21 protein-coding genes are annotated in these 24,386 nt (G+C 65.6%); 13 read left to right on the forward strand and 8 right to left on the reverse strand.

The features are described from left to right. Window positions 1-955: 955 nt before the first annotated feature. Entirely contained in the window at window positions 956-4,156 is a 3,201-nt protein-coding gene (gene putA, locus XnspCFBP7698_RS19445) for a bifunctional proline dehydrogenase/L-glutamate gamma-semialdehyde dehydrogenase PutA (RefSeq protein ID WP_123137686.1), read from the reverse strand. Between the two features lie 276 nt (window positions 4,157-4,432). Here putA and XnspCFBP7698_RS19450 point away from each other — a divergent pair, with 276 nt between their 5' ends. Genes XnspCFBP7698_RS19450 through XnspCFBP7698_RS19475 form a run of 6 tightly spaced genes read left to right on the forward strand, consistent with a single transcriptional unit; the run spans window position 4,433 to window position 9,202 of the window. Then, complete coding sequence (locus XnspCFBP7698_RS19450; RefSeq protein ID WP_039408691.1) at window positions 4,433-4,909, forward strand: DUF2244 domain-containing protein; 477 nt, start codon at window positions 4,433-4,435, stop codon at window positions 4,907-4,909. Window positions 4,910-4,925: 16 nt separating this feature from the next. Next, window positions 4,926-5,885 carry a cytochrome c oxidase subunit II gene (coxB, locus tag XnspCFBP7698_RS19455; protein ID WP_047694549.1) on the forward strand — a complete coding sequence of 320 codons (960 nt, stop codon included), beginning with the start codon at window positions 4,926-4,928 and terminating at the stop codon, window positions 5,883-5,885. Between the two features lie 41 nt (window positions 5,886-5,926). Then, on the forward strand, window positions 5,927-7,531 hold the full coding sequence (ctaD, locus tag XnspCFBP7698_RS19460) for a cytochrome c oxidase subunit I (RefSeq protein ID WP_123137687.1): 1,605 nt from the start codon (window positions 5,927-5,929) through the stop codon (window positions 7,529-7,531). A 19-nt stretch (window positions 7,532-7,550) separates the two neighbouring features. Further along, a complete protein-coding gene (locus XnspCFBP7698_RS21850) occupies window positions 7,551-7,685 on the forward strand; it encodes a hypothetical protein (RefSeq protein WP_008577456.1) in 135 nt (44 codons plus the stop codon). Continuing rightward, on the forward strand, window positions 7,682-8,290 hold the full coding sequence (locus tag XnspCFBP7698_RS19470) for a cytochrome c oxidase assembly protein (protein ID WP_104581261.1): 609 nt from the start codon (window positions 7,682-7,684) through the stop codon (window positions 8,288-8,290). Before XnspCFBP7698_RS21850 ends, XnspCFBP7698_RS19470 begins: the two co-directional genes overlap by 4 nt. A 36-nt stretch (window positions 8,291-8,326) precedes the next feature. Beyond that, window positions 8,327-9,202 (forward strand): cytochrome c oxidase subunit 3, encoded by an 876-nt coding sequence (locus tag XnspCFBP7698_RS19475; protein ID WP_039408675.1) that lies wholly within the window; start codon window positions 8,327-8,329, stop codon window positions 9,200-9,202. Between the two features lie 102 nt (window positions 9,203-9,304). Here XnspCFBP7698_RS19475 and XnspCFBP7698_RS19480 read toward each other — a convergent pair whose 3' ends face one another. Further along, on the reverse strand, window positions 9,305-9,523 hold the full coding sequence (locus XnspCFBP7698_RS19480) for a twin transmembrane helix small protein (protein ID WP_123137688.1): 219 nt from the start codon (window positions 9,521-9,523) through the stop codon (window positions 9,305-9,307). A 60-nt stretch (window positions 9,524-9,583) separates the two neighbouring features. Between XnspCFBP7698_RS19480 and XnspCFBP7698_RS19485 the strand changes: the two genes are divergently transcribed. From XnspCFBP7698_RS19485 to cyoE, 4 genes are read left to right on the forward strand one after another with little or no spacing between them, the layout of a single operon-like run. Next, window positions 9,584-10,309 carry an SURF1 family protein gene (locus XnspCFBP7698_RS19485; RefSeq protein ID WP_123137689.1) on the forward strand — a complete coding sequence of 242 codons (726 nt, stop codon included), beginning with the start codon at window positions 9,584-9,586 and terminating at the stop codon, window positions 10,307-10,309. Window positions 10,310-10,336: 27 nt separating this feature from the next. After that, a complete protein-coding gene (locus XnspCFBP7698_RS19490; RefSeq protein WP_123137690.1) occupies window positions 10,337-10,912 on the forward strand; it encodes a hypothetical protein in 576 nt (191 codons plus the stop codon). Window positions 10,913-10,917: 5 nt separating this feature from the next. Further along, window positions 10,918-12,081 (forward strand): COX15/CtaA family protein, encoded by a 1,164-nt coding sequence (locus XnspCFBP7698_RS19495; RefSeq protein WP_123137691.1) that lies wholly within the window; start codon window positions 10,918-10,920, stop codon window positions 12,079-12,081. A gap of 2 nt (window positions 12,082-12,083) precedes the next feature. Next, window positions 12,084-12,980, forward strand: a complete 897-nt coding sequence (cyoE, locus tag XnspCFBP7698_RS19500; protein ID WP_104581265.1) for a heme o synthase — start codon at window positions 12,084-12,086, stop codon at window positions 12,978-12,980. Window positions 12,981-13,050: 70 nt separating this feature from the next. On the opposite strand, the gene XnspCFBP7698_RS19505 is transcribed toward cyoE, so the two are convergent. From XnspCFBP7698_RS19505 to rpsU, 6 genes are all read right to left on the reverse strand, one after another. Then, window positions 13,051-14,631: a thioredoxin family protein gene (locus tag XnspCFBP7698_RS19505; protein ID WP_123137692.1), complete on the reverse strand. Its 1,581-nt coding sequence runs from the start codon at window positions 14,629-14,631 to the stop codon at window positions 13,051-13,053. Window positions 14,632-14,784: 153 nt separating this feature from the next. Next, the gene (locus XnspCFBP7698_RS19510; RefSeq protein WP_123137693.1) at window positions 14,785-15,786 is read right to left on the reverse strand and encodes a bile acid:sodium symporter family protein; all 1,002 of its coding nucleotides are present in this window, start codon (window positions 15,784-15,786) and stop codon (window positions 14,785-14,787) included. 152 nt (window positions 15,787-15,938) lie between these two features. Continuing rightward, window positions 15,939-17,687, reverse strand: a complete 1,749-nt coding sequence (dnaG, locus tag XnspCFBP7698_RS19515; RefSeq protein WP_123137694.1) for a DNA primase — start codon at window positions 17,685-17,687, stop codon at window positions 15,939-15,941. A gap of 92 nt (window positions 17,688-17,779) precedes the next feature. Next, window positions 17,780-18,736, reverse strand: coding sequence for a YihY/virulence factor BrkB family protein (locus XnspCFBP7698_RS19520; RefSeq protein WP_104581268.1), 957 nt, complete (start codon window positions 18,734-18,736; stop codon window positions 17,780-17,782). A 513-nt stretch (window positions 18,737-19,249) separates the two neighbouring features. Then, a complete protein-coding gene (locus tag XnspCFBP7698_RS19525) occupies window positions 19,250-19,696 on the reverse strand; it encodes a GatB/YqeY domain-containing protein (protein WP_039408646.1) in 447 nt (148 codons plus the stop codon). 226 nt (window positions 19,697-19,922) lie between these two features. Then, the gene (gene rpsU, locus XnspCFBP7698_RS19530; RefSeq protein ID WP_002808376.1) at window positions 19,923-20,138 is read right to left on the reverse strand and encodes a 30S ribosomal protein S21; all 216 of its coding nucleotides are present in this window, start codon (window positions 20,136-20,138) and stop codon (window positions 19,923-19,925) included. Between the two features lie 280 nt (window positions 20,139-20,418). On the opposite strand from rpsU, the gene tsaD reads away from it, so the two are divergent. From tsaD to XnspCFBP7698_RS19545, 3 genes are all read left to right on the forward strand, one after another. Continuing rightward, entirely contained in the window at window positions 20,419-21,477 is a 1,059-nt protein-coding gene (tsaD, locus tag XnspCFBP7698_RS19535; protein ID WP_123137695.1) for a tRNA (adenosine(37)-N6)-threonylcarbamoyltransferase complex transferase subunit TsaD, read from the forward strand. 84 nt (window positions 21,478-21,561) lie between these two features. After that, window positions 21,562-21,918, forward strand: a complete 357-nt coding sequence (gene folB, locus XnspCFBP7698_RS19540; RefSeq protein ID WP_039408607.1) for a dihydroneopterin aldolase — start codon at window positions 21,562-21,564, stop codon at window positions 21,916-21,918. 217 nt (window positions 21,919-22,135) lie between these two features. Continuing rightward, window positions 22,136-24,307: a glycoside hydrolase family 3 N-terminal domain-containing protein gene (locus XnspCFBP7698_RS19545; RefSeq protein ID WP_123137696.1), complete on the forward strand. Its 2,172-nt coding sequence runs from the start codon at window positions 22,136-22,138 to the stop codon at window positions 24,305-24,307. Window positions 24,308-24,386: the final 79 nt, after the last annotated feature.

A 24,386-nucleotide genomic window follows, 5' to 3' on the forward strand; every position in this document is an offset into this window, starting at 1 on the left:
CGAGAGTAGGTCATCGCCAGGGGCTTTACCCGAAACCCTCAGTCCAACTGGACTGAGGGTTTCTTTTTTGCCCGAATGTTGGGCACAGCCTCCGTCTTTTAGCGCACTGCGGTGGCTGCGACATGTGAGCCTTCAAATCAACGCCGCCGCAGCGTCCAACGGACGCCTGATTGCCTGCGCATCGCCTGCTCCGCGCATACCGCAGCATGCCGCCTCTTCGGCTAGGCCGCCTCTCAGATAGCGGTAATTGCAGCATGCTGATACGCATCTACGATGCTTCGCCCGGTGCGCGACTTCCGCTAAGAAACAGCGACAACCGCCTCCGCGGGCACCAGAGGGGCTGATGTTGAAAGGCGTCGCTAAGCGTCATCGGGCACCGGCAGAAGTTGTGAGTGGAAAACTGCGTGCATCGAGAGCGGCGACCGCAGGACCGCTGGTCTGGGGCTGCCATAGGTGCCGTGGTGAGCGGCCAATAGATGCTCGCCTGATCGCTTGGGACCGGATCTTGGTGACAACCTATCGAGCCGAAGCCGATAGAGGGGGCATGCGTTAAAACACGATGGGCATCGGTGGAGGTCGTGAGCGGAGGACGTCAGCGCTGAATGGCTCGCAGTTGGTGCCAGCACACGGGTCTGATCACTGTTACCTCTGCTAGCAGGGGGGGAGGGCGGCAGCCGAAGTTACTCCTTGCCCTTGCTGGATGCATTCCGGCGTAAAGAGCTGCTGTTGCAACAGAAGCGATGCACTGGATACATCCACCCAGTGCGGTGCTATCTGTGCTCTGTTCTGACGTGGCGTTCGGCGACCTGCACTACTGATCGGCAGGGAATGTGCATGGATCTGTCATTGTTCGACAACGGGAATGGGTTTTGATCAGTCACCCGGTTTCCACACCGCCATGCACACACAAAAAACCCCGCACCAGGCGGGGTTTTTTTGCGTGCGGCTTTTTTGATCAATCGCCCAGGGTCAGTAACGATGCATTGCCACCTGCTGCGGTGGTATTCACGGTGACGACCTTTTCGGTTGCAAAGCGCAGCAGGTAATGCGGGCCGCCGGCCTTGGGGCCGGTACCTGACAGGCCTTGGCCACCGAACGGCTGGACGCCGACCACCGCGCCGATCTGGTTGCGGTTGACGTAGACATTGCCGACTGCAACCCGCGAGGTAATACGCTCGATGGTCTCATCAATGCGCGAATGCACGCCCAGGGTCAGGCCGTAGCCAGTCGTGTTGATCTGATCGATGACAGCATCGAGCTGGTCGGCCTTCCAGCGGATGACATGTAAGACCGGCCCGAAAATCTCGCGCTGCAGCTGGGCCAGCGAGCCCAGCTCGTAGGCGCGCGGGGCGAAGAAGCTGCCGTGGGCGGTAGCTTCATCCAGCTTGGTACTTCCGATCAGGCGCGCCTCACGGTCCATGCGTGCCGCGTGATCGTCGAGGATCTTGAGCGCATCGGCGTCGATCACCGGTCCAACGTCGGTCGAGAGCAGGCCCGGGTCGCCGATCTTCAGCTCGCCCATGGCACCGGCCAGCATGGTCATGACCTTGTCGGCGATGTCGTCCTGGACGAACAGGACGCGTGCGGCCGAGCAACGCTGTCCGGCTGAGATGAACGCGCTGGAGATGGCGTCTTTCACGACGGCTTCGGGCAGCGAGGAGGAATCGGCAATAAAGGCGTTCTGCCCGCCGGTCTCGGCAATCAACACGCCGATGGCCGCATCGCGCGCGGCCAGGGTGCGATTGATGATGCGCGCGGTCTCGGTGGAGCCGGTGAATGCCACGCCAGCCACCCGGGGGTCATTGGTCAAGGCTGCACCGACGGTGGCGCCATCTCCAGGCAGAAACTGCACTGCAGCTTCCGGGACGCCAGCGTCGTGCAGCAACTTCACTGCCGCATAGCCGATCAGATTGGTCTGTTCGGCGGGCTTGGCGATTACGCTGTTGCCGGCCGCCAAGGCGGCCGCCACCTGGCCAAGGAAGATCGCGAGCGGGAAATTCCAGGGGCTGATGCAGACGAAGACGCCGCGGCCATGCAATTGCAGCTCGTTGGATTCACCGGTCGGTCCGGGCAGGCGTTCGGGCGCGCCGAATTGCGCGCGCGCCTGGCCGGCGTAGTAACGCAAGAAGTCGACCGCCTCGCGCACTTCGGCCACGGCATCCGGGAGGGTCTTGCCCGCTTCCTTGACGCAGATGGCCATGAACTCGGGCATGCGTGCTTCCAGCAGGTCGGCGGCGTGCTCCAGGATGGTGGCGCGGCTGGCCGCGGGCGTGCGGTTCCACCCAGGTTGTGCAGCCGCGGCCGCAGCGAGTGCCTTCTGGACCGTGGCCGCATCGGCTGGCTGCCAGTGACCCACCGTCTCGCGGCGATCTGCAGGATTGAGCACGGCTTCGCGCGGCGTGCTGATTACCGCACCTGGAACCAGCGGTGCGGCTGTCCATGGCTTGATTGCGGCGTTGAGTTGCTCGGCCAGCTGCCGCAGATCGTTGTCGTTGGCGAGGTTGGCGCCCATGGAGTTTTTCCTGTTCTGGTTCTGGCTGCGCAGCAGATCGGTCGGCAGCGGGATCTTTGGATGCGGGATGGATGCAAACGACGTGACAGCCTCGACCGGATCGCGGATCAGGTCTTCGATGGCAACGTCCTCATCGGTAATACGATTGACGAAGCTGGAGTTCGCGCCGTTCTCGAGCAGGCGACGAACCAGGTAAGGCAGCAGATCCTCGTGCGAGCCGACCGGCGCGTACACACGGCACGGCAGGCCCAGGCGATCGGCTGGGATCACTTCGGCATACAGGTCGTCGCCCATGCCGTGCAGCTTCTGGTGCTCGTAGGTCTTGCCGGCGGAAATGGCGCGCACGGCAGCAATCGTCTGCGCGTTATGTGTGGCGAACATCGGGTACAGCGCATCGCTGTGCGCAAACATGCGACGTGCGCAGGCCAGGTAGGACACGTCGGTGTTCTGCTTGCGGGTAAACACCGGGTAGCCAGAATGGCCTTCAATCTGGGCCCGCTTGATCTCCGCATCCCAGTACGCGCCCTTGACCAGCCGTACCGGGATGCGGCGGCCAACGCGACGCGCCAGGTCGGCCAGGAAATCGATCGTGTACGGCGTGCGTTTCTGATACGCCTGCACCGCCAGGCCATATCCTTCCCAGCCCTCCAGCGACGGGTCGGAGAAGGTGGCTTCGATGATGTCCAGCGACAGCTCCAGACGGTCGGCCTCTTCGGCGTCGACGGTGTAGCCGATACCGTAGGACTTGGCCAGCTGGGCGAGTTCCAGCACGCCTGGAACCAGTTCGGCCATGACGCGCGCGCGCTTGGCGTGTTCGTAGCGCGGGTAGAGCGCGGAAAGCTTGATCGAGATGCTGGGTGCAGCGAACACATCGGTGCCGACAAAGCTGCCGCTGCGGCCGATCGCATGGATGGCATCGCGATATGCCTGCAGGTAGCGCTGTGCATCCTTCATGGTGAGCGCGCCTTCGCCGAGCATGTCGAACGAATAGCGGTAGTCGGCGTTGTCGCCCTTGCGCGAACGCGACAGCGCCTCGCCGATGGTGCGGCCCATGACGAACTGGTGGCCCATGATCTTCATTGCCTGGCGCACTGCCAGGCGGATCACCGGCTCGCCGACGCGGCCGATCAAGCGCTTGAAGGCGCCGGGCACATCGGCGCGGGTGAGGTCGTTGAGCTGCACCAGCCTGCCGGTCAGCATCAGTCCCCAGGTCGAAGCATTGACCAGCACCGAATCGCTGCCGCCCATGTGCTTTTTCCAGTCCGCATCGCCGAGCTTGTCGCGGATCAGCTTGTCTGCGGTCTCCTGGTCCGGAATGCGCAGCAGCGCTTCGGCGACGCACATGAGCAGCACGCCTTCCTCGCTGCCGAGATCGTACTGCCGCATGAAGGCTTCGATCGCGCCCTGGTCCTGCGCACGTGCACGCACGCGGGTGACCAGATCGGCGGCCAGCGCCTGCACCTTGGCCTGCTCGGCGGCGGGCAGGCGCGCCTGGTCGAGCAGTTCGCGGACGTGTTCGGCCTCGTCCTTGAGCCAGGCAGCGGTGATGGCGGCGCGCAAGGCGCCGGATGCGGCCGGCAATTCGGGGGCGAGCAGCGGATGTGGAACGGCGGCGGAGGCAAGCGGGTCGAGCTGAGCGTTCATGCGAAAGATGCCTGGAGATCCATGCCCATTCTAGAGAGCGAGGGTGCGTGCGCACTTGTGTGGAAGCGGCAGCTTTCCCGCCGTTTTGTGCAGGTCGCCACTGGCTGTGACCGCAGGCCCCGTCGTTGGGTTGTGCCGTCGTGGGTTTTCGGAAGTGATTGATTTACGCGTGTTTTTAGCTGCACTGCAGCAAATTCTTGATCGCCGGAAATGCTTGCCGCATGCGTTCGCGCGGGTCTACCATCGGGCTATTCCCGCAGTCCGCTGCGTGTTGCCATGATCGAAGTGCTGCCGTTGATGTCCGAAGGGGTCGGGACGCAATTGCGGTTGCGACCTCCGCGGGCGCTGTCGGCCAGGCAATTCGTGATGTTGTTTGCGGTGCTGGCAGGAACGATGTGGTTGTTTGCGGGCCTGGGGTGGTGGACCGGCAATGCATTCGCGCCGGTATTCGCCCTGTTGCACAGTGGTGTGGTGGCGCTGGCGCTACGTCAGTTGTGGCGAAGTGGCGAGCGCGAAGAAGCGATCCGGGTGGGGGAGACCGCCGTTGAGGTGTTTCCGTCCGGACAGGCGCCACCAGCGTTTCAGGCACATCCGCACTGGGTGCGGCTATGCATGGAGCGCGACGACAGGGTGCTGCTGGTGAGCAGCGGCAGGCAGATCGAGATCGGAAGTTTTCTCGGGCCGGCCGAACGTGTGGAACTGGCAGATACGCTGAAACGCTTGCTCGCGGCCGCCAATGGCCGTCACCGATGACGTAAGGGTCTAGGCAATGACGCAACGCAGCAGCTGGAAGTCGACGTATTCACGCTTTGGCCTGGCGATGGCGGCGCTGTCGTGCGCACCCGCCGTGTGGGCGCAGTCGGCCGATCCGAAGGAGTGGCAGCTCAATATGGGGCGCGGCGTCACCCAGACTGCGCGCATGGCCTACGAGGCGCACATGGTGGCGCTGTGGGTGTGCGTGGTGATCGGCGCGCTGGTGTTTGCGGCGATGGGCTATGCGATGTTCAAGTTCCGCAAGTCCAAGGGGGCCGTCGCTGCGCAGTTCAGTCACAACACGCAGGCCGAAGTATTGTGGACCGTGATTCCGGTGCTGGTGCTGATTGCGATGGCGTGGCCGGCGACCGCCAAGTTGATTGCGATGTACGACACCCGCGAATCGGAAATGACCGTCAAGGTGACCGGTTACCAGTGGATGTGGAAGTACGAATATCTGGGCCAGGGGGTGGAATTCACCAGCCGCCTGGCGCGTGAGTCGGACCGCATCCGCCAGAGCGGCGAGCGGCCCACAGTCGCTTCGCAGCCGCACTACCTGCTGGATGTCGACAATCGGCTGGTGCTGCCGGTCAACACCAAGATCCGCTTTGTCATCACCGCCGACGACGTGATCCATGCCTGGTGGGTGCCGGCGCTTGGCTGGAAGCAGGATGCGATCCCGGGCATCGTCAACGAGGCCTGGACCAATATCGAGCAACCGGGCGTGTATCGCGGCCAGTGCGCCGAATTGTGCGGCAAGGATCATGGCTTCATGCCCATCGTGGTCGAGGCGTTGCCCAAGGCCGAATTCCAGCGTTGGCTGGCGGCGCGCCGCGCTGCCGGTACCGCACCCGCGGCAGCGCCCGTGCCCGCGGGCGCCCCGACACCCGCTGCACCAGCGGCCGCACCTGCTGGTGAAGCCGCGCCTGCCGCGGCGCCGGCAGCGCAACCTGCCGCACCGACCGCCGCTCTCTAACACCGCTCGCAACCGCACCGCTTCGTAGAGGTCGTTCCGTCATGGCGCATACCGCAGTCGATCACCACGGACACCACCAGCCCGGCTTCGTCGAGCGCTGGTTCTTTTCGACCAATCACAAGGACATCGGCACGCTGTACCTGCTGTTTTCCTTCGTGATGTTCATCATCGGCGCGGCGATGAGCGTGGTGATCCGCGCCGAACTGATGCAGCCCGGCTTGCAGTTCGTCAAGCCGGAATTCTTCAACCAGATGACCACCGTGCATGCGTTGGTGATGATCTTCGGCGGGGTGATGCCGGCGTTCGTCGGCCTGGCCAACTGGATGATCCCGCTGCAGATCGGCGCGCCGGACATGGCGCTGCCGCGCATGAACAACTGGTCGTTCTGGCTGCTGCCCGTCGCCTTTACCCTGCTGTTGCTGACGCTGTTTTTGCCGGGTGGTGCGCCAGCCGGTGGCTGGACCTTGTATCCGCCGCTGTCGCTGCAGGGCGGCTACAACGTGGCCTTCAGCGTGTTTGCGATCCACGTGGCCGGTGTCAGTTCGATCATGGGCGCGATCAACATCATCGCCACCGTGCTCAACATGCGTGCGCCGGGCATCGATCTGCTGAAGATGCCGATCTTCTGCTGGGCCTGGCTGATCACCGCCTTCCTGTTGATTGCGGTGATGCCGGTACTGGCCGGTGCGGTGACCATGTTGCTGACCGACAAGTTCTTCGGCACCAGCTTCTTCAACGCGGCCGGCGGCGGCGACCCGGTGATGTACCAGCACATCTTCTGGTTCTTCGGGCACCCGGAGGTCTACATCATGATCCTGCCGGCGTTCGGCGTGGTCAGCGAAATCATCCCCACTTTCAGCCGCAAGCCGCTGTTCGGGTACCAGGCGATGGTATATGCGATTGCGGCGATCGCGTTCCTGAGCTTCATCGTGTGGGCGCACCACATGTTCACGGTGGGCATGCCGCTGGGCGGCGAGATCTATTTCATGTTCGCCACCATGCTGATCTCCATTCCGACCGGAGTGAAGGTGTTCAACTGGGTCAGCACGATGTGGAAGGGCTCGCTGACGTTCGAATCGCCGATGCTGTGGGCAGTGGCGTTCGTGATCCTCTTCAGTATCGGTGGGTTCTCCGGTTTGATGCTGGCAATCGTGCCGGCCGACTTCCAGTATCACGACACCTATTTCGTGGTCGCGCATTTCCACTACGTGCTGGTGACCGGCGCGGTGTTCGCGTTGATTGCGGCGGTGTACTACTGGTGGCCGAAATGGACCGGCCGGATGTACAACGAGAACTGGGCCAAGGTGCATTTCTGGTGGACGATGATTTTCGTCAACCTGCTGTTCTTCCCGCAGCACTTCCTGGGCCTGGCCGGCATGCCGCGGCGTATTCCCGATTACAACGTGGTGTTTGCCGACTGGAACCTGGTCAGCTCGATCGGTGCGTTCGGCATGTTCGCCACCCCGTTCCTGATGGCGGCGATCTTGTTCTCTTCGTTGCGCAGCGGTGCCCGTGCCGATGCGCGTGCGTGGGAAGGTGCCAAGGGGCTGGAATGGACGGTGCCATCGCCGGCGCCGGCGCATACCTTCACCGTGCCGCCGGTGATCAAGCCTGGAGATCTTGCGCATGAAGACATCGGCCACTGAGTCTGCATCGGAGCCGGCGGTGACGCGCCTGCTGTCGGCTGCCGAACGGCAGGCGCAGCAACGCCGTGCCGTGCGCCGCACTGCCATCACGGTGGGGATCATCGCGTTGCTGATCTATGCGGGCTTCATCGCGTCGGGAGTCATCGGGCGATGAATGCGCGCGCGCCAGCACCTGTGCCAACAGCGGGCTTGTTCAAGCTGCTGGGCGTGGTGTTGGGCGTGTTCGTGCTGACCTTTTCGTTGGTGCCGCTGTACCGCATCGCCTGCGAGAAGGTGTTCGGTATCCGCATGGAGCGTGCGCCGGGCAGTACGCGCGCGAGTGCTGCTGGCGCAGGTGGTGCAGTCGCGGTGCCGGGCAGGCGCACGGTGCGCGTGGAGTTCGATGCGGGGGTCAATTCGAAGTTGCCGTGGACCTTCCATCCTGAGCAGATGACGATGGATGTGGTGCCCGGCGAACTCAACGAGGCGTTGTATTTCGCGCGCAATGACAGCAAGCGGGCGGTGGTCGGCAGCGCGGTGCCGTCGGTGGCGCCTGCGCGTGCGTCCGGGTATTTCAACAAGACCGAATGTTTCTGCTTTACCGCGCAAACCCTGCAGGCCGGTGAAACGCGCGACATGCCGCTGCGGTTCATCGTCGACCCTGCGTTGCCGCCGGAAGTCACCACGATCACCTTGTCGTACACGTTCTACCGCAACGACGCGCTGACTTCGCAATTGCCGGGCGGCAGTGCATCCGGCGCGCCGCGCGCGGCACCGTAGCCTTCATCCACCGCTCCACGACACGGAAGCAACGCCATGGCCGATCACAGTCCCAACGCCGATGCGTATTTCGTCCCGACGCAAAGCAAATGGCCCTTTGTCGGCTCGATTGCGATGTTCGTGATGATGATTGGCGTGGCCAGCTGGCTCAACGATGCGGCCTGGGGGCGCTGGACCTTTTTCGCCGGCATGGCGATGTTGCTGGCGACCTTGTTCATGTGGTTTGGTGATGTCATTCGCGAGTCCAACGCCGGCAATTACAACCGCCAGGTGGACGGCTCGTTCCGCATGGGGATGGTGTGGTTCATTTTTTCCGAGGTGATGTTCTTTGGCGCCTTCTTCGGCGCCTTGTTCTACACACGCGTGCTGACGCTGCCCTGGTTGGGTGGCGAAGGCGATGGGGTGATGACCAACGAGCTGTTGTGGAACGGCTACTCCGCTGCATGGCCGACCAACGGCCCGGGCACGATCGGCGGGCAATTCCAGACCATTCCCGCCTGGGGCCTGCCGCTGATTAATACACTGATCCTGCTGAGCTCCGGTGTGACCTTGACCATCGCCCATCACGCACTCAAGGGTGGTCGACGTGGGGCGCTGTTGTTGTGGCTGGGCCTGACCGTGCTGCTGGGCTGCGTGTTCCTGTTCCTGCAGGCAGAGGAATACATCCACGCCTATACCGAACTCAATCTCACCCTGGGGTCGGGCATCTACGGCTCGACCTTCTTCATGCTCACCGGCTTCCACGGCATGCACGTGCTGCTGGGCACGATCATGCTGGCGGTGATGTGGCTACGCGCTGCCAAGGGACACTTCAGTCGCGACAACCATTTCGCATTCGAAGCGGCTGCCTGGTACTGGCACTTCGTCGACGTGGTGTGGCTGGCGCTGTTCCTGTTCGTGTATGTACTTTGAGAGTCGGGAATCGGGAATCGGGAATCGGGAATCGCAATAGCAATAGCAAGCCCGCTTTTGCTTTTACGATTCACTACTCCCGATTCCCCATTCCCGGCCGCGCTAGCGGCCTAGTCCATGCGGCTTGATCCAGCCGGTGTAGATGCCGATGATCACGATGGCGATCAACGCGACCGATAAGCCGATGCGCCAGGTGAGTGCGTTGACGGTGCGCTTGGTCTGGCCGCGGTCGGTCAACAGGTAGTAGAGACCGGCACCCAGGTTCCACAGGATCACGATCAGGAAGGCGACAATCAGCAGCGTCTTGAGCGAATCGTTCACAGCAGCCCCGGGAGTCGTCGGCGTGGTGTGGGCATTGCACGCCTTTTTGCGCCGCTTGTCATGACGCGCAAGCACACCGCCGCGATCGGGTGGGTGCTGGCGCTGCTGCTGAGTGCCGGATTCGCAGCGCTCGGGCAGTGGCAGCTGCACCGCATGCACGGCAAGGAAGCACTGCTGGAACGTGCCGCGCATGTACGCGAAAGGCCGCTGACCCTGCGCCAGGCCGTGCAGGCTCAGCCCGGGTTGTGCTGGGTAAGCGGTCGGGTGCGGTTTTTGCCGGCGCAGGTGTTGCTGGACAACCAGTTACATGCGGGGCGTGCCGGCCTGCGCGTCTATCAGCTGGCCGCCGTAGAGGGCACCGCCAGCACGCTGTTGGTCGATCTGGGCTGGCTGCCGCTGCCGGCCGATCGGCAGTTGCCGCCCATCGCGGCATATGAGGGGGTGCAGGCAGTGCAGGGTCTGTTGAGCGCGCCGCCATCGGCGGGCCTGGCCATCGGTCCTGCACTGGCGCCCACCGCGACAGCGCACACCTGGCTGGCCACGCGCCTGGATACGCAGACGCTGCGCGATGCGTTGGGCAGGCGCGACATTTCGTCGCAGGTCCTGCGCCTGGATCCGGCGTTGCCGGTGGGCTACGTGCGCGATCTGGATGTGCTGCCAAACACGCTGCCACCCGCGCGGCACTTGGGTTACGCGGTGCAATGGTTCGGGTTGGCAGCTGCCGTGCTGGCCACGGCCACGCTGCTGACATGGCGTGCGCGACGCCGCCGTCTGCGCGGGCACTGACGCCTGCGGCATGAGAAAATCGCCGCCATGACCTCTTCCACATCGGCCACGCCGCACTCGGTCAAACGCGGCCGCAGGATGCTGATTGCGCTGGCAGTGCTGTTCTTCGGCTCGATGTTGCTGGCCGGCGTGCTGCGCTTCTCCGGTTGGCAGCCAGCGGCGATGCGCAACAACGGCGAACTGCTGCATCCGCCTGCCGACCTGCGGGCGATGACGCCGTTGCGCGCGGACGGGCGGCCGTACCTGTGGGCGCCGGGCGAGCGCATCTGGCGGATTGCGCTTGCGCCGCCGGCAGATTGTGCGCAGCGCTGCGTGGCGCTGGCCGCCGAGCTGGACAAGGTGTGGCAATTGCTCGGGCATCGCGCCGACAAGGTGGAGGTGCTGTGGATCGGCGCGCCACCGGCTGGCCTGCCGCCGATGCCCGCCCTGCGTGTACTGCGCGACGACGCGCACTTGCGGCAAGCGCTGCCGCGCGCCAACGATGCCGCCGGCGTGCCGGTGTATGTGATCGACCCCAATGGCTTCGTGATCCTGCGCTACGCCCCCGGGTTCGCCCCGGCGGGCTTGCGCGCGGATCTGGTCAAGCTGCTGAAACTGATGTGAGCCCGATGAATCTGTTTGCGCCACCGGCGTTGTTCCGCCACTTCCACCGCATGGCCTGGCTGGCGGCGTTGTTCACTGCGAGCACGATCCTGTTCGGGTCGTTCGTGCGCCTGTCCGATGCCGGCATGAGTTGCCCGGACTGGCCGACCTGCTACGGCCGCGTGACCTGGCCGCAGACCACCGACGAAGCCAACACCCACGTGGCCAGCAAGATCCGCCCGCTGGAATCGCACAAGGCCTGGCGTGAGCAGGTGCACCGCTTCCTGGCCGGTGCGCTGGGTGTGGAGGTGCTGGTGCTGTCGCTGCTGGCAGCGCGCCGACGTCGCATGGGCATCGCCCAGGTGGTCTCGGCCGCGGTGCTGGTGGCGCTGTCGATCCCGTTGTACATGTCCGGCTGGCACATCCCGGCGATGGGTGTGGCGATTGCCGGTGAGGCGATCCTGCTGCTGGCGGCCCTGCGCTGGAGCAATATCGATCTGGCGCGCGCGGCCGTGCTGACGCTGGCGGTGGTGATCTTCCAGGCGCTGCTGGGCATGTGGACGGTGACCTTGCTGCTCAAGCCCATCGTGGTGATGGGCCATCTGCTCGGCGGCATGCTGATGTTTTCGCTGCTGGTGTGGATGGCGTGGCGCGCAACGCACCTGCCGATCACGTTGGCCGACGCGTCGCGCTTGAAATGGCTGCTGCGCCTGGGTGTGGCAGTGCTGGGCCTGCAGATCGCGCTGGGCGGCTGGGTCAGTGCCAACTATGCGGCGTTGGCCTGCGGTGGCGGCAGCTGGTCGGCCGACAACTTCCCGCGCTGTGTCAGCCAGTGGTGGCCACCGCATGACTTCCGCGAGGGCTTCACGCTGTGGCGCGGCATCGGCGTGGATTACGAAGGCGGCGTGCTCGATGGCGCGGCGCGGATCGCCATCCAGATGGCGCACCGGCTATGGGCGATGGCGACCGCGCTGTACCTGTGGTGGCTGGCGTGGCGTCTGTCGCGCTCGCCGGGCATGCGGGTGTGGGCCAGCGCGCTGGCGGTGCTGGTGGCCGTGCAGGTGACGCTGGGCATGCTCAACGTCAAGCTAGCGCTGCCGCTGGAAGTGTCGGTGCTGCATAACGGCGGCGCGGTGGCCTTGCTGTTCGTGCTGGTGTCGCTGCTGGCGCGGCTGCGCGCGCCGGAGTGAGCATGGCTGTCAGTGCACGCGATTACTGGGATCTGACCAAGCCGAAAGTGGTGGCACTGATCGTGTTCACCGCGTTGGTCGGCATGTTCCTGGCCGTTCCCGGCCTGCCCACCTGGGCGCAAGTGCGCGCCGGAACGCTGGGTTTCCTGGGCATCTGGCTTGCCGCCTCGGCGGCAGCGGCGATCAACCAGTTGCTCGATGCCAAGATTGATGCACAGATGGCGCGCACCTCGTGGCGGCCGCTGGTGGTGGGCAAGGTGCGGCCGTGGCAGGTGCTGGTCTTTGCCGGCGTGCTGATCGTGATCTCCATGACCATTCTGGTGGTGTGGGTGAACGTCATCACTGCGGTGCTGACCTTTGCATCGATGATCGGTTACGCGGTGATCTACACCGTCTACCTGAAGCGGGCGACCTCGCAGAACATCGTGATCGGCGGGCTGGCGGGTGCCACGCCGCCGATGCTGGGCTGGGCGGCGGTGACCGGGCTGCCGACCAGCGCCGACTGGATCAACTCCGCGTTACTGGTGCTGATCATCTTCATCTGGACGCCGCCGCATTTCTGGGCGCTGGCGATCTTCCGGCGCGCCGATTACGCCAAGGCCGCGATTCCGATGTTGCCGGTGACCCACGGCGTGCCGCACACGCGCAAGCAGATCCTGGTCTACACGGTGCTGCTGGCCATCGTGACCCTGCTACCGGTGGCGGTGGGCATGAGCGGGGTGTTCTATCTCGGCGGGGCGGTGGTGCTCAACGCGGTGTTCCTCTGGTATGCGTGGCGCATGCTGGACCCACCGGACGAGCTGTTTTCGATGAAGATGTTCGGGTATTCCATCGTCTACCTGATGGCGCTGTTCGCGTTTCTGATGGTCGATCACCTGCTGCTGCCCTGGGTTCGCTAAAGGGCATGCGCCAGGCCTGCAGCCTGCCTGCGGCAGGCGGCAGGCAGCAGGCTGTTGCAGGCATCCGCTCTCAGCTCAGCCAGCCGGCGCAGTCGCTGGCATTCTTGCTGTCGCAGCTGGACTGCATCTTCTTCTGCAACCTGGCCAGGACCGCGCTGCCGTCCCGGCGATGCTGCTTGCTCCAGCCTTTCAGGGCAGCGGCGAGCGTGTCGAACCGTTGCCGGGTCCGTTGGCGGTAGCCGTCCGGTTGCCCGGCCAGCTCGCCGATCACCTGCGTGGCGGCGGTCTCGATGGCTGCCGTGTCGTCCGGGCTGAGCCGGATCAGGCCATCGACATACAGCACGCCCCATTGCACGCGGGTGGCCGGGCCCTGCGCGCCCTCGTAGGCCTTCCTGAGCCATGCCAGCGCGGTCTTCTTGTCGCCACGGTGTTCGGCCAGATCTGCCAGTTCGGGCATGTAGTAGTACGGCGTCCGGGTCCGCGAGAGCTCTGCCAGCAGCAGCTGCTCGGCGCCGTTGTGGTCGCCCACCTCGCTCAACAGGGCCGCAGCCGTGCTGATGGTGGACTGACGTTCTTCATCGGTCCTGGCGGTTTCGCTGGCCCACTGCACGCGCTGGCGAACGCTATCGACCAGCTCCTGCGGAAGCGGCGGCGGATCTTTGGGCTCGGTCTCGATTGGCTGGCCTTGCGCCAGGCGGGCCAACTGGATGCGTGCGAAGGCAGTGCCGAGCCTGTCGGAGACCGGCAGCGTTGGGTCGGCGTAGGCCTTGTCCAGGGCGTTGACCACCGCGGCGGACAGGGTGGCGCGTTCGCCGGCATCGGCGCTGGCGGCAGCGACCAGGCGTGCCGGCATGTAGTTCAGCGTGCCGAGATTGGCGCGCACCTCTGCCGGATCGGCCAGCACCGACTCGAGCAACGTGCGATAGCCCGGAGCGGGGGCGGGCGGGTCCTTGGCGGCAGTGAGTGCCGCCAGCGCAAAGCTTCGCTGCAGCGCCGGCTGTGGCGCCACCTTGGACAGCCGGGTCAGCACGTCCGCTGCCTCCTCGCGCTTGAGCAGACGGTCGTCGGTGCCCCAGGCGTAGTTGCCGAGCACCGACCAGTCGTCTGGAGTCAGGGTCTGTGGCGCATGCAGGGCGGTGTCCAGCAGCTGTCTGGCGGTGCTGGTGCTGCGTGCAGCCACGCGCAATACGTCGACCAGGCGGGCAGTGTCGGCGTCGCCGGCCAGGCGGGTGATCTCGCTGCGGTCCGGGCGCAGCACGATGATGGTGGGATAGCCCTTGATGCCGAAACGCTCGCCCCAGGCCTGCGCGCCTTCCGAATCGCCATCCAGGTGCACGGCAACGAACTGCTGGGTACGCGCAATGAACGCCGGGTCCTTGAACAAGGTGGCCTTGAGGCGGTTGCAGGGCGGGCACCAGGCTGCGCCCCAGTACAGCAGGACCGGCTTGCCGCTCTCCTTGGCTTCGGCGAAGGCATCGTCCACGTCGCCCTCGCGCCAGGCGATGCCGGACGCGGGAACAGGCGTTGTGGCTGCCTTGGGCGCTGTCGCCGGTGCCGCCGGGGGCGCGGGCTTGTTGCATCCCGCCAGGAGCGCCAGTGCTGCCAGCAGCGCGGTCGCGCGCGGGGATGGGCGTCGGAACGACAACGTCATGGCAGTCACCGTGGGGTTGGCAAATGTCGATCGCCTACGCTAGCGCACGCTGGCGCGTGGGCGTCATAACCGTTGTATCTGTGCTGACAACCGGCAGCAGTCGGCCAGGCGAACCGGTGTCATGCAATGCGCAGTGGGCCGCGCCCAGCATCCTCAATGATGGCCGGCCTGGCCCTGCGCGGGGTCCGGCGCGGTACGCGCATAGCGGGCGGCCACGAAGGCGCACACGATCAGCTGCAACTGGTGGTAGAGCATGATCGGCAGCACGATGGCTCCCAGACCGCCGCCGGCAAACATCACCTTGGCCATCGGCACGCCGGTAGCCAGGCTTTTTTTCGAGCCGCAGAAGACGATGGCGATTTCGTCCGCGCGGTTGAAGCGCAGGCGCCGTGCGATGAAGGTGATCGATAGCATCGCCACCGCCAGCAGCAGCGCGGCGGCGCCCAGGACGGCGAGCAATGCCGGCAGCGGGGTCTTCTGCCACAGCCCTTCATTCACCGATGCACTGAAGGCGGTGTAGACCACCAGCAGGATGGTGCCCTGATCGGTGTAGCGCAGCACGGCGCGATGCCGCTCGACCCAGCCACCGATCCACGGGCGCAGAAAATGGCCGGCCAGAAACGGCACCAGCAACTGCAGCAGGATCTTGCCGATGGCTTCGGCGGGATGCGCCATGGCCCCTTGGCTGCCGACCAGCGCGCCCATCAGCAAGGGCGTGAAGAACACGCCCAGCAGGCTGGACAGCGAGGCCGCACAGACCGCGGCGGGCACGTTGCCGCGCGCCATCGAGGTGAAGGCGATCGACGATTGCACCGTGGACGGCAACGCGCACAGGAACAGCACGCCGATGTACAGCTCCGGCGTCAGCGCAAGATGCGCCAACGGCTTGAACAGCAGCCCCAGTAGCGGAAACAGCACAAACGTGCAGGCCAGGATCACCAGATGCAGCCGCCAGTGCAGCGCGCCGGCCTTGACCGCTTCGCGCGACAACCGCGCGCCATGCAGGAAGAACAGCGCGGCGATGGCGACATCGGTGACATCGTCCATGACCGCAGCGGCCGTGCCCGAGACCGGTAAAAACGAGGCGAGCGTGACCGTGCACAGCAGCGCGAGGGTGAAGGGATCAATGCGCAACCGCGCCAGCAGCTTCTTCATCGAGGTGGGAGGTGTCGCGCGATCACGCGCCTGGAGCGGGCCATTCTACGACGCGTGCGGGCGCAGCCTGTGTCGCCGCGTCACCATCGTCTACGCGCGCCAGTGCAGTGATGCGCCCTGCGTCCCCTGCCACGACGCCGGCAGCCACGACATCACAGTGCGGCGAGCGCCTTGAGCAACTCGCGCATTTCGTATTTATCGGTGTGGTCCAGGCCTTGCGCGCGCTGTTTGGCCTGCAGTTCTTCCACCCGCTGACGCAGCAATTGCTTGTCGAGCTGGGCAACGACGTCGTGCAGTTCGATCGCCCAGCTGTGCTCGTCGCCGGGCAGCTCCTGCGCGGCCAGTTTCTGCAGGGCCGGCAGCTCGTCGCGGTCGGTGAAATGCTCCAGCAGCGCTCCGGTGCTGATTTCCGGGCGTTGCCGCACCAGCGCCAGCAGCTCCATCAACAACTCGATGCCGGGCAGGCGCAGGCCCGAAAAATCGTGGTCGCCTTCCAGGCTCATCGCCAGCGACGGTTGTTGCAGCAGGATCGCGATCGATGCACGCACCAGGCTGCGCTTCTGCGTGGGGGCCACCATGCGCGCGGGTGGCCGCGCTTTGGCCGGGGACTGTTGCGCAGCGGTGCTCGCGCCGACGCCGGTCATGCGCGCCAGTTCCTGCTTCATGAGATCGCCGAATGCGCCTTCGGGGATCTGCGCCAGCATCGGACGTGCGCGTTCGGCCAGGCGTGCCTTGCCGTCCAGCGTGTGCAGGTTGATCTCGCGCGACATCTCGTCGAAGAAGAACTGCGACAGCGGGGTGGCCTGTTTCAGGCGCTGATCGAACGCCTGCGCGCCTTCCTTGCGCACGATGGTGTCCGGGTCTTCGCCATCGGGCAGGAACAGGAAAAACGCCTGGCGGCCGTCCTTCATGCGCGGCAGCACCGATTCGAGCGCGCGCCAGCCGGCCTTGCGCCCGGCGTTGTCGCCGTCGAAACAGAAGTACACATCCGGCGCGTTGCGGAACAGCAGCTCGGCATGTTCGGGCGTGGTGGCGGTGCCCAGCGTGGCCACCGCCTGGGTGACGCCGAACTGGAACAGCGAGACCACGTCCATGTAGCCCTCGACCACGATCAGCCGTTCGATCTTCTGATTGGCCTGGCGTACCTGCCACAGGCCATACAGCTCGCGGCCCTTGTGGAATAGTGCGGTTTCCGGCGAGTTGAGGTACTTCGGGCCCGGGTCGCGGCCGTCGGTCGGCGCGCCCATGATGCGGCCGCCGAAGGCGATCACGCGGCCGCGGCGGTCGAAGATCGGGAACATCACCCGGTCGCGGAACTTGTCGTAGACGTGGCCGCGATCGTTCTTGGAAAACAGCCCGGCGCGTTCGAGCACGCTCATGCGGCGCGCATCGGTGCCCAGGGTGTCCTTCAAGGCGCTGTAGCCGTCGGGGGCGTAGCCGATCTGGAAGCGTGCCTGGTTGTCGGCGTCCACGCCGCGCCCGTCCAGGTAGTCGCGGGCGCGGTCGCTGCCTTCGAGCTGGCGCTGAAAGAACTTGGTGGCCGCTTCCAGTGCCGAATACAGCTCGCGGCTGTCGTCCTGCTGTTGCGGCGTGCGCTGCTGGGTGTCGCGCGGGATGTCCATGCCGGCACGCTTGGCCAGCTCGTCGACCGCATCGAGAAACTCGAGGCGGTCGTAATTCATCAGAAAACTAATGGCGGTGCCGTGCGCGCCGCAGCCGAAGCAGTGGTAGAACTGCTTGGTGGGCGAGACCGTGAACGACGCCGAGCGCTCGTCATGGAACGGGCAGCGCGCCGAGTATTCCTTGCCCTGGCGCTTGAGCGGCACCCGGCCGCCCACCACCTCGACGATGTCGGTGCGTGCGAGCAGTTCGTCGATGAATGCGTCGGGGATGCGGGCCATCCCGCTAGGATATCCCAGCAGCTGGCACCGGCTGGCGCCAGCGGTCTACCGGTGGCGCAGCAGTCAGGCGTGAGGCAGCGTGCGGCGCGGTCTCAGGGGCGCGGCGCTGCCTGTGGCGGGTTCGGCGGCACCACGGCATCCGGCGTTGCAATGACCTGCGGCGGATGCTCCGGGTCGACCCCGGCCTCGCGCAGCTTGCGATGCGAGCGCACGCGCTCGTCGATCACCGCGGTCAGCAATGCGCCGACGAAGAACACCACCGAGGCGTAGTACATCCACACCAGCAGGATCACCAGCGTACCCATCGACCCGTAGGCGCTGCCGGGCGCGGCCTTGGCGATGTACACGCCGATGGCATAGCGGCCCAGCGCAAACAACAAGGCCGTGATGACGCCACCGACAAAGGCCTGGCGCCAGTTCACGGTGCGATCGGGCAGGTAGCGATACAGGAACGCAAAGGCCAGCGAGTACAGCGCCAGCGTGGTGACATACCCCACTGCTGGCAGCACCGAGGGCAGCCGCGCGAACACCACCTGCAATGCGGTGGTCGCAATCATCGACACGATCAACAGGAAGCCCAGCGCCAGGATCACGCCGAACGAAAAGACGCGCTTCTTCAGCCACGCCATGAGCCCTTCCAGGCGCTGTTTGTCGGTACGGAAGATCAGGTTCAAGGCGTTCTGCAGCTGCGCGAATACCGCAGTGGCACCGACGAACAGCAACAGCGTGCTCCACAGACCCGCCAACGATCCGACCCCGGGTTGATCGGTGGCGTTGCGGATCACCGTATCGGCCACTTCGGCGGCGCTGCCGCCGGCCAATTGCGCGATCTGCTGCACCAGTGCTTCCTGCGCCGGCGGATACAGCGATGCGGTCAGCCACAACAGCAGCACCAGCAGCGGTGCCAGCGACAACAAGGCATAGAACGACAGCGACGCGGCCTGCGTCATCACGTCGATTTCGAGAAAGCGATTGAGCAGCGCCATCGGCAGACTGCGTTGCAGGCGGCCCAGATGTTTCTGCAGGTGTTCGGTCGAGAGCTTCGTCACCGGCGAGGGTCCTTGAGGCAGACGGTCATGCGCACAGAGGTCGTCAGGCAGTCCCGGGTGCGGCATGCCTCGCCCGCGTCTGCACTGGCGACCCGTTCTAACAGGGCACTATCGAAGGTCTGGTGAAAGCGCCGGCAGTGGTGTTGCTGTGTGCGTACGCAAGCATGCCTGCAACCTGCCTGTTGCACGTCGCGGCTGTGGCGCGCGCAGACGGCAGCGTCGATCCGCTGCACTGCGCCTGCATTGTCGCGATGGGGCGGTTCTGGATGAGCCGTGAGGGAATCTGCACGCGATCTACGCGCAACGCTACACGCAGCCGCGGGGCAACACTGCGCTGCGCCTTCCGGTGGACTGCGCGCAGGGGCACCCAGCTACAACGGCGCGTGCATCGGCTGCAGAGGTGCGCTGCGCATCACGCCTTGCGCATCAATTGCAGACGCACCCTGCAACCGTCCGGCGAGTGTCGCGACGATCGTGCCGTGTCGCGGCCGAACGACCACGACACGGCATGGCTCAGCCGGCCAGCTGTTGCTTGACCAGCGTGGAGACCAGGCCCATGTCGGCCTGCCCGGCGAGCTTGGGCTTGAGCGCACCCATCAGCTTGCCGATATCGGCCGGGCTGCTGGCGCCGGTTTCGGCGATGGCGGCCTGGATGGCCGCCACGATCTCGGCTTCGCCCATCTTGGCCGGCAGGTAACGCTCGATCACCACGATTTCCTCGCGCTCGATCTGCGCCAGGTCTTCGCGCGCGGCGCCTTCGTATTGGGTGACCGAGTCCTTGCGCTGCTTGACCATCTTGTCGAGCACGGCGATGACGGCGGCATCGTCCATCTCGATGCGCTCGTCCACTTCCTTCTGCTTGATCGCGGCGTTGATCAGCCGGATCACGCCCAGGCTGTGCTTGTCGCCGGACTTCATCGCGGCCTTCATGTCATCGGTGAGCTGCTGCTTGAGGGGCATGGGGTGACTCCTGGGTGGCAGGTGAGAGGTGTCGACGCGCGCTGTCGGGCGCCTGCGTCGGCATAGAGGGAATGGGGCGGCGGCGTCTGGTCCCGCGCCGAGTACTTGGCGGGACGGCCACAGGCCAATACAAAAAGCCGGCAACGCTTGCGCGTGCCGGCTCTTGGGTTCAATCCCGCTGGGCCGCGCCTACAGCGCATGCCCGGCGGCAAGGAACCGCGTTCGATCAGTACAAGCGCTGGCGCTTGGTGACGTCGCGCGAGGAACGACGCAGCTGACGCTTCACGGCAGCGGCAGCCTTGCGCTTACGCTCCTGGGTCGGCTTTTCATAGAACTCGCGCTTGCGGGTCTCGGCCAGCACGCCGGCCTTTTCGCAGGTGCGCTTGAAACGGCGGAGCGCAAATTCGAAGGGCTCGTTCTCGCGGACTTTAACGCTGGGCATGTGTTCTCCAGAAAATGGGATTTCCGTCCGGGAGCCCCGGGCGGGTGCGAGCGGACTCGCGTGACGGAATTTCCGGGTTGCCCCGGCGAGCCGCGCATTATAACGACTTGCAAGCGGCCTGCAAGCCCCGGGTGAAAATTGCCGGGAACGGTGCGGCAGAGCGTGCGTCGGCGCGCGTTTCCCGGCAGCCCACGCGGCGGCTGCGCACCTGCGGGTCGGCGCATCTGCGCAACCCAAAAGCTGCGAAAATACGGGCCTGTTCCTTGTCTGCCGAGTTGCCGTGAAAGTCCTTGGGATCGAATCATCGTGCGATGAGACCGGCGTGGCGGTCTATGACACGGCCTTGTCCGGCGTGCCGGCGCTGCGCGCCCACGCGGTCTACAGCCAGATTGCGCTGCATGCCGAGTATGGCGGCGTGGTGCCCGAGCTGGCCAGCCGCGACCACGTGCGCAAGCTGCTGCCGCTGATCCGCCAGACCCTGGGCGAGGCCGGGCTGCGGATCGACGAACTGGATGGCGTGGCCTACACGGCTGGACCCGGGTTGGTCGGCGCGCTGCTGGTCGGTGCCGGGGTGGCGCGGTCGCTGGCCTGGGCGCTGGACGTGCCGGCGATCGGCGTGCATCACATGGAAGGTCATCTGCTGGCGCCGCTGATGGAAGACGACCCCCCGCAGCCGCCGTTCGTGGCCTTGCTGGTGTCGGGCGGGCATACCCAATTGGTGTCGGTGAAGGCGCTGGGCAGCTACGAAGTGCTGGGCGAGACGCTGGACGATGCGGCCGGCGAGGCCTTCGACAAGACCGCCAAGATGATGGGTCTGCCGTATCCCGGTGGCCCGCAGCTGGCGGCGCTGGCCGAAACCGGCACGCCGGGGCGCTACAAGTTTGCGCGGCCGATGACCGACCGGCCCGGGCTGGATTTCAGTTTCAGCGGGCTCAAGACCCAGGTGCTGCTGGCCTGGCGCAACAGCGACCAGTCAGACACTACCCGGGCGGACATCGCGCGCGGCTTCGAGGACGCGGTGGTGGAGACGCTGGCCATCAAATGCCTGCGCGCGCTGGATGCAGCCGGTTGCGACACCCTGGTGGTGGCCGGCGGGGTGGGCGCCAACAAGCGCCTGCGTGCGCAGCTGCAGGAGGCCGCGCAGCGCCGTGGGGGCAGGGTCTGCTTCCCGCGGCCGGCCTTGTGCACCGACAACGGCGCCATGATCGCCTTCGCCGGCGCGCTGCGCCTGGAGGCCGGCGAACGCGCCGACGCGGCGGTGCAGGTGACGCCGCGTTGGGATATGGCGAGCTTGCCGCTGTTGGCGGCGGCGGAATCGGGAATGGGGAATCGGGAATAGGAAGAGCGTTACCCCGATCCTGTCCGTATCGTGTGTTGTTGCCCTTGCTTCTCCCCATTCTCCATTCCCGACTCCCGATTCCCCATGGATAAAGTGTTTATTGAAGGTCTCGACATCGATGCGCTGATCGGCATCTACGATTGGGAGCGGCGCATCCGCCAGACGCTGCGGTTCGACCTGGAGATGGGGTTCGACAACCGCATCCCGGCCGCCAGCGACGACATCGCCGACACGCTGAACTACAAGGCAGTGAGCAAGCGGCTGATCGAGTTCGTGCAGGCGTCGGATTTCGGGCTGGTCGAAACCCTGGCCGAGCGCTGCGCGGCGATCGTGCTGGACGAATTCGGCGTGCAGTGGCTGCGGCTGAAGCTGAGCAAGCCCGGTGCGGTGCGTGGCGCGCAGGCAGTGGGCGTGATCATCGAGCGGGGACGCGCCGCCTGATTGTCGCGAACCGCCCGCCTGGCTTGCATGCCTGGATCCCGGAGCATCGAAGGTCGCGGCGGACCAGGCGCTGCGCCGTTGCCGCTCCGGCGGGCAACATACCGTACAACCGGCCTCTACAAATCCCGAATCTCGAATCCCGGCCTGCAAAACTTGCCCCCCCGCAGTCGCGTCAGGCTAGAATTGCCGGCCATGTAAACGTTTTCTCAAGGATCTCATGGCTGCTGATCGCATCGAAACCCTGATTGCCCGGATGACCGTCGAAGAGAAGGTCGGACAGTTGGGTGTGTTCGCCGACATGGTGCGGCCGTTTGCGCCGGACGTGAATCCCGAAGCCAATGTGCGCAATGCCGACGAGGTATTGCAGCAGGTGCGCGAGGGCCGGGTCGGCTCGCTGTTCAATGGCGTGGGCGCCGCCCTGGGCGTGCAGATCCAGAAAGTCGCCGTGGAAGAAAGCCGGCTGGGCATCCCGGTGATCCTGGCGGCGGACGTGATCCACGGCATGCGCACGGTGTTCCCGATCCCGCTGGGCGAGGCAGCCAGCTTCGAGCCGGAGCTGGCCGAGCGCACCGCGCGCGCCACCGCGATCGAGGCGACCGCCGCCGGCCTGCACTGGACTTACGCACCGGCCGTGGACATCGCGCGCGACCAGCGCTGGGGCCGCGGTGCCGAAGGTGCCGGCGAAGACGTGGTGCTGGGCGCGGCGTTTGCCGCCGCGCGCGTGCGCGGTTTTCAGGGCAGCGACCTCACCGCCGACAATGCGTTGCTGGCCACGCCCAAGCACTTTGCCGCCTATGGCGCAGTGGCCGCAGGCATGGAATACAACACCGTCGATATTGCGCCGCAGACCCTGCGCGATGTGCATCTGCCGCCGTTCAAGGCGGCCTTCGATGCCGGCGCACTGACCGTGATGTCGTCCTTCAACGACATCAATGGCGTGCCGGCCAGCGCCAACCACGAGTTGCTGACCGAGATCCTGCGCGGCGAGTGGCAGTTTCCCGGCGTGGTGATTTCCGATTACACCGCCGACATGGAACTGATCGCGCACGGCTACGCCGCCGATGAGCGCGATGCGACCAAGAAGGCGTTCCTGGCCGGGCTGGACCTGAGCATGCAGAGCGGGTTTTATGCCGCGCATCTGCCGTCGCTGGTGGACAGCGGCGAGGTGCCGATGGCCACCCTGGACGCCAGCGTGCGACGCATCCTGCAGCTCAAGGAGGCGATCGGCTTGTTCGACAATCCGTACCGCTCGCTGGACCCGGCGCGCGAAGCCGACACCGCGCATCTGCCGGCGCACGACGCATTGTCGCGCGATGCTGCGCGCCGCTCGATCGTGTTGCTCAAGAACGAAGGCGCGGTGCTGCCGCTGAAAAAGAACGGCCAGCGCATCGCCTTGATCGGCCCGTTCGTGCAGGACCGCGAAAATATCGAAGGCTGCTGGACGCTGTTCGGCGACAAGGCGCGTTATGTGACGCTGGAGCAGGGCGTGCGCGCCGTGGTCAGTGCCGAGTCCCTGACCGTGGTGGCCGGCTGTGGCCTGGAAGAGGCATTGCCGGGCGGGATCTCGGCGGCCATCGACGCTGCACAGGCTGCCGATGTGGTGGTGCTGGCGCTGGGCGAGCCGCAGCGTTTCAGCGGCGAGGCGCAGTCGCGGACCGAAATCACCCTGCCGCCCGCGCAGCAGGCGCTGGCAGAAGCGGTGGCCGCGACCGGTACGCCGGTGGTGGTATTGCTGCGCAACGGCCGCGCGCTGGCGCTGAGCGGTGCCGTGCGCGATGCCGATGCGATTGCCGTGACCTGGTATCTGGGCACCCAGACCGGCACCGCCGTGGCCGATGTCTTGTTCGGCGACTACAACCCGTCGGCGCGGCTGCCGATCAGCTTTCCGCAGGTGACCGGCCAGCAGCCGTACTTCTACAACCATCTGCGCACCGGCCGCCCGGAGTTGCCGACGTTGTCCGAGTACAAGGCGCGCTGGCGCGAGATGCCCAATGAGCCGTTGTATCCGTTCGGTCATGGCGTGAGCTACACCACCTTTGCCTACGCGCAGCCACAACTGAGCACCGTGAAACTGGGCTGGGACGATACGCTGACCATCACCACCCAGGTGACCAACACCGGTGCGGTGGCAGGCGAGGAAGTGGTGCAGCTGTACGTGCACGATCGCGTGGCTAGCCGGGTGCGGCCGGTGCGCGAGCTCAAGGGCTTCCGCAAGATATTGCTGCAGCCGGGCGAGAGCGTGGACGTGGCATTTGCGCTGGCGCGCGATGCGCTGGCATTTACCAATCACAAGGGCGTGTTCGGCGCAGAGCCGGGCCTGTTCGATGTGTGGGTCTGTGCATCGGCTACCAGCGGTGACGCGGTCACGTTCGAGCTGCTGGACGCCTGAGGCGCGTCAACTGGTGCAGGTGTACGCGCCTGCATCGGCATCACCAGCGCTCAGCGAGCGCTGGTGATGCTGCAAGGCA

The sequence above is a fragment of the Xanthomonas sp. CFBP 7698 genome, assembly GCF_003600855.1.
GTDB classification, from domain to species: domain Bacteria; phylum Pseudomonadota; class Gammaproteobacteria; order Xanthomonadales; family Xanthomonadaceae; genus Xanthomonas; species Xanthomonas cannabis.

Coding starts and splice junctions, on each gene's coding strand:
- putA (WP_123137686.1), bottom strand. CDS start 4,156: ATGAACGCTCAGCTCGACCCGCTTGCCTCCGCCGCCGTTCCACATCCG.
- XnspCFBP7698_RS19450 (WP_039408691.1), top strand. CDS start 4,433: ATGATCGAAGTGCTGCCGTTGATGTCCGAAGGGGTCGGGACGCAATTG.
- coxB (WP_047694549.1), top strand. CDS start 4,926: ATGACGCAACGCAGCAGCTGGAAGTCGACGTATTCACGCTTTGGCCTG.
- ctaD (WP_123137687.1), top strand. CDS start 5,927: ATGGCGCATACCGCAGTCGATCACCACGGACACCACCAGCCCGGCTTC.
- XnspCFBP7698_RS19470 (WP_104581261.1), top strand. CDS start 7,682: ATGAATGCGCGCGCGCCAGCACCTGTGCCAACAGCGGGCTTGTTCAAG.
- XnspCFBP7698_RS19475 (WP_039408675.1), top strand. CDS start 8,327: ATGGCCGATCACAGTCCCAACGCCGATGCGTATTTCGTCCCGACGCAA.
- XnspCFBP7698_RS19485 (WP_123137689.1), top strand. CDS start 9,584: ATGACGCGCAAGCACACCGCCGCGATCGGGTGGGTGCTGGCGCTGCTG.
- XnspCFBP7698_RS19490 (WP_123137690.1), top strand. CDS start 10,337: ATGACCTCTTCCACATCGGCCACGCCGCACTCGGTCAAACGCGGCCGC.
- XnspCFBP7698_RS19495 (WP_123137691.1), top strand. CDS start 10,918: ATGAATCTGTTTGCGCCACCGGCGTTGTTCCGCCACTTCCACCGCATG.
- cyoE (WP_104581265.1), top strand. CDS start 12,084: ATGGCTGTCAGTGCACGCGATTACTGGGATCTGACCAAGCCGAAAGTG.
- XnspCFBP7698_RS19505 (WP_123137692.1), bottom strand. CDS start 14,631: ATGACGTTGTCGTTCCGACGCCCATCCCCGCGCGCGACCGCGCTGCTG.
- XnspCFBP7698_RS19510 (WP_123137693.1), bottom strand. CDS start 15,786: ATGAAGAAGCTGCTGGCGCGGTTGCGCATTGATCCCTTCACCCTCGCG.
- dnaG (WP_123137694.1), bottom strand. CDS start 17,687: ATGGCCCGCATCCCCGACGCATTCATCGACGAACTGCTCGCACGCACC.
- XnspCFBP7698_RS19525 (WP_039408646.1), bottom strand. CDS start 19,696: ATGCCCCTCAAGCAGCAGCTCACCGATGACATGAAGGCCGCGATGAAG.
- rpsU (WP_002808376.1), bottom strand. CDS start 20,138: ATGCCCAGCGTTAAAGTCCGCGAGAACGAGCCCTTCGAATTTGCGCTC.
- folB (WP_039408607.1), top strand. CDS start 21,562: ATGGATAAAGTGTTTATTGAAGGTCTCGACATCGATGCGCTGATCGGC.
- XnspCFBP7698_RS19545 (WP_123137696.1), top strand. CDS start 22,136: ATGGCTGCTGATCGCATCGAAACCCTGATTGCCCGGATGACCGTCGAA.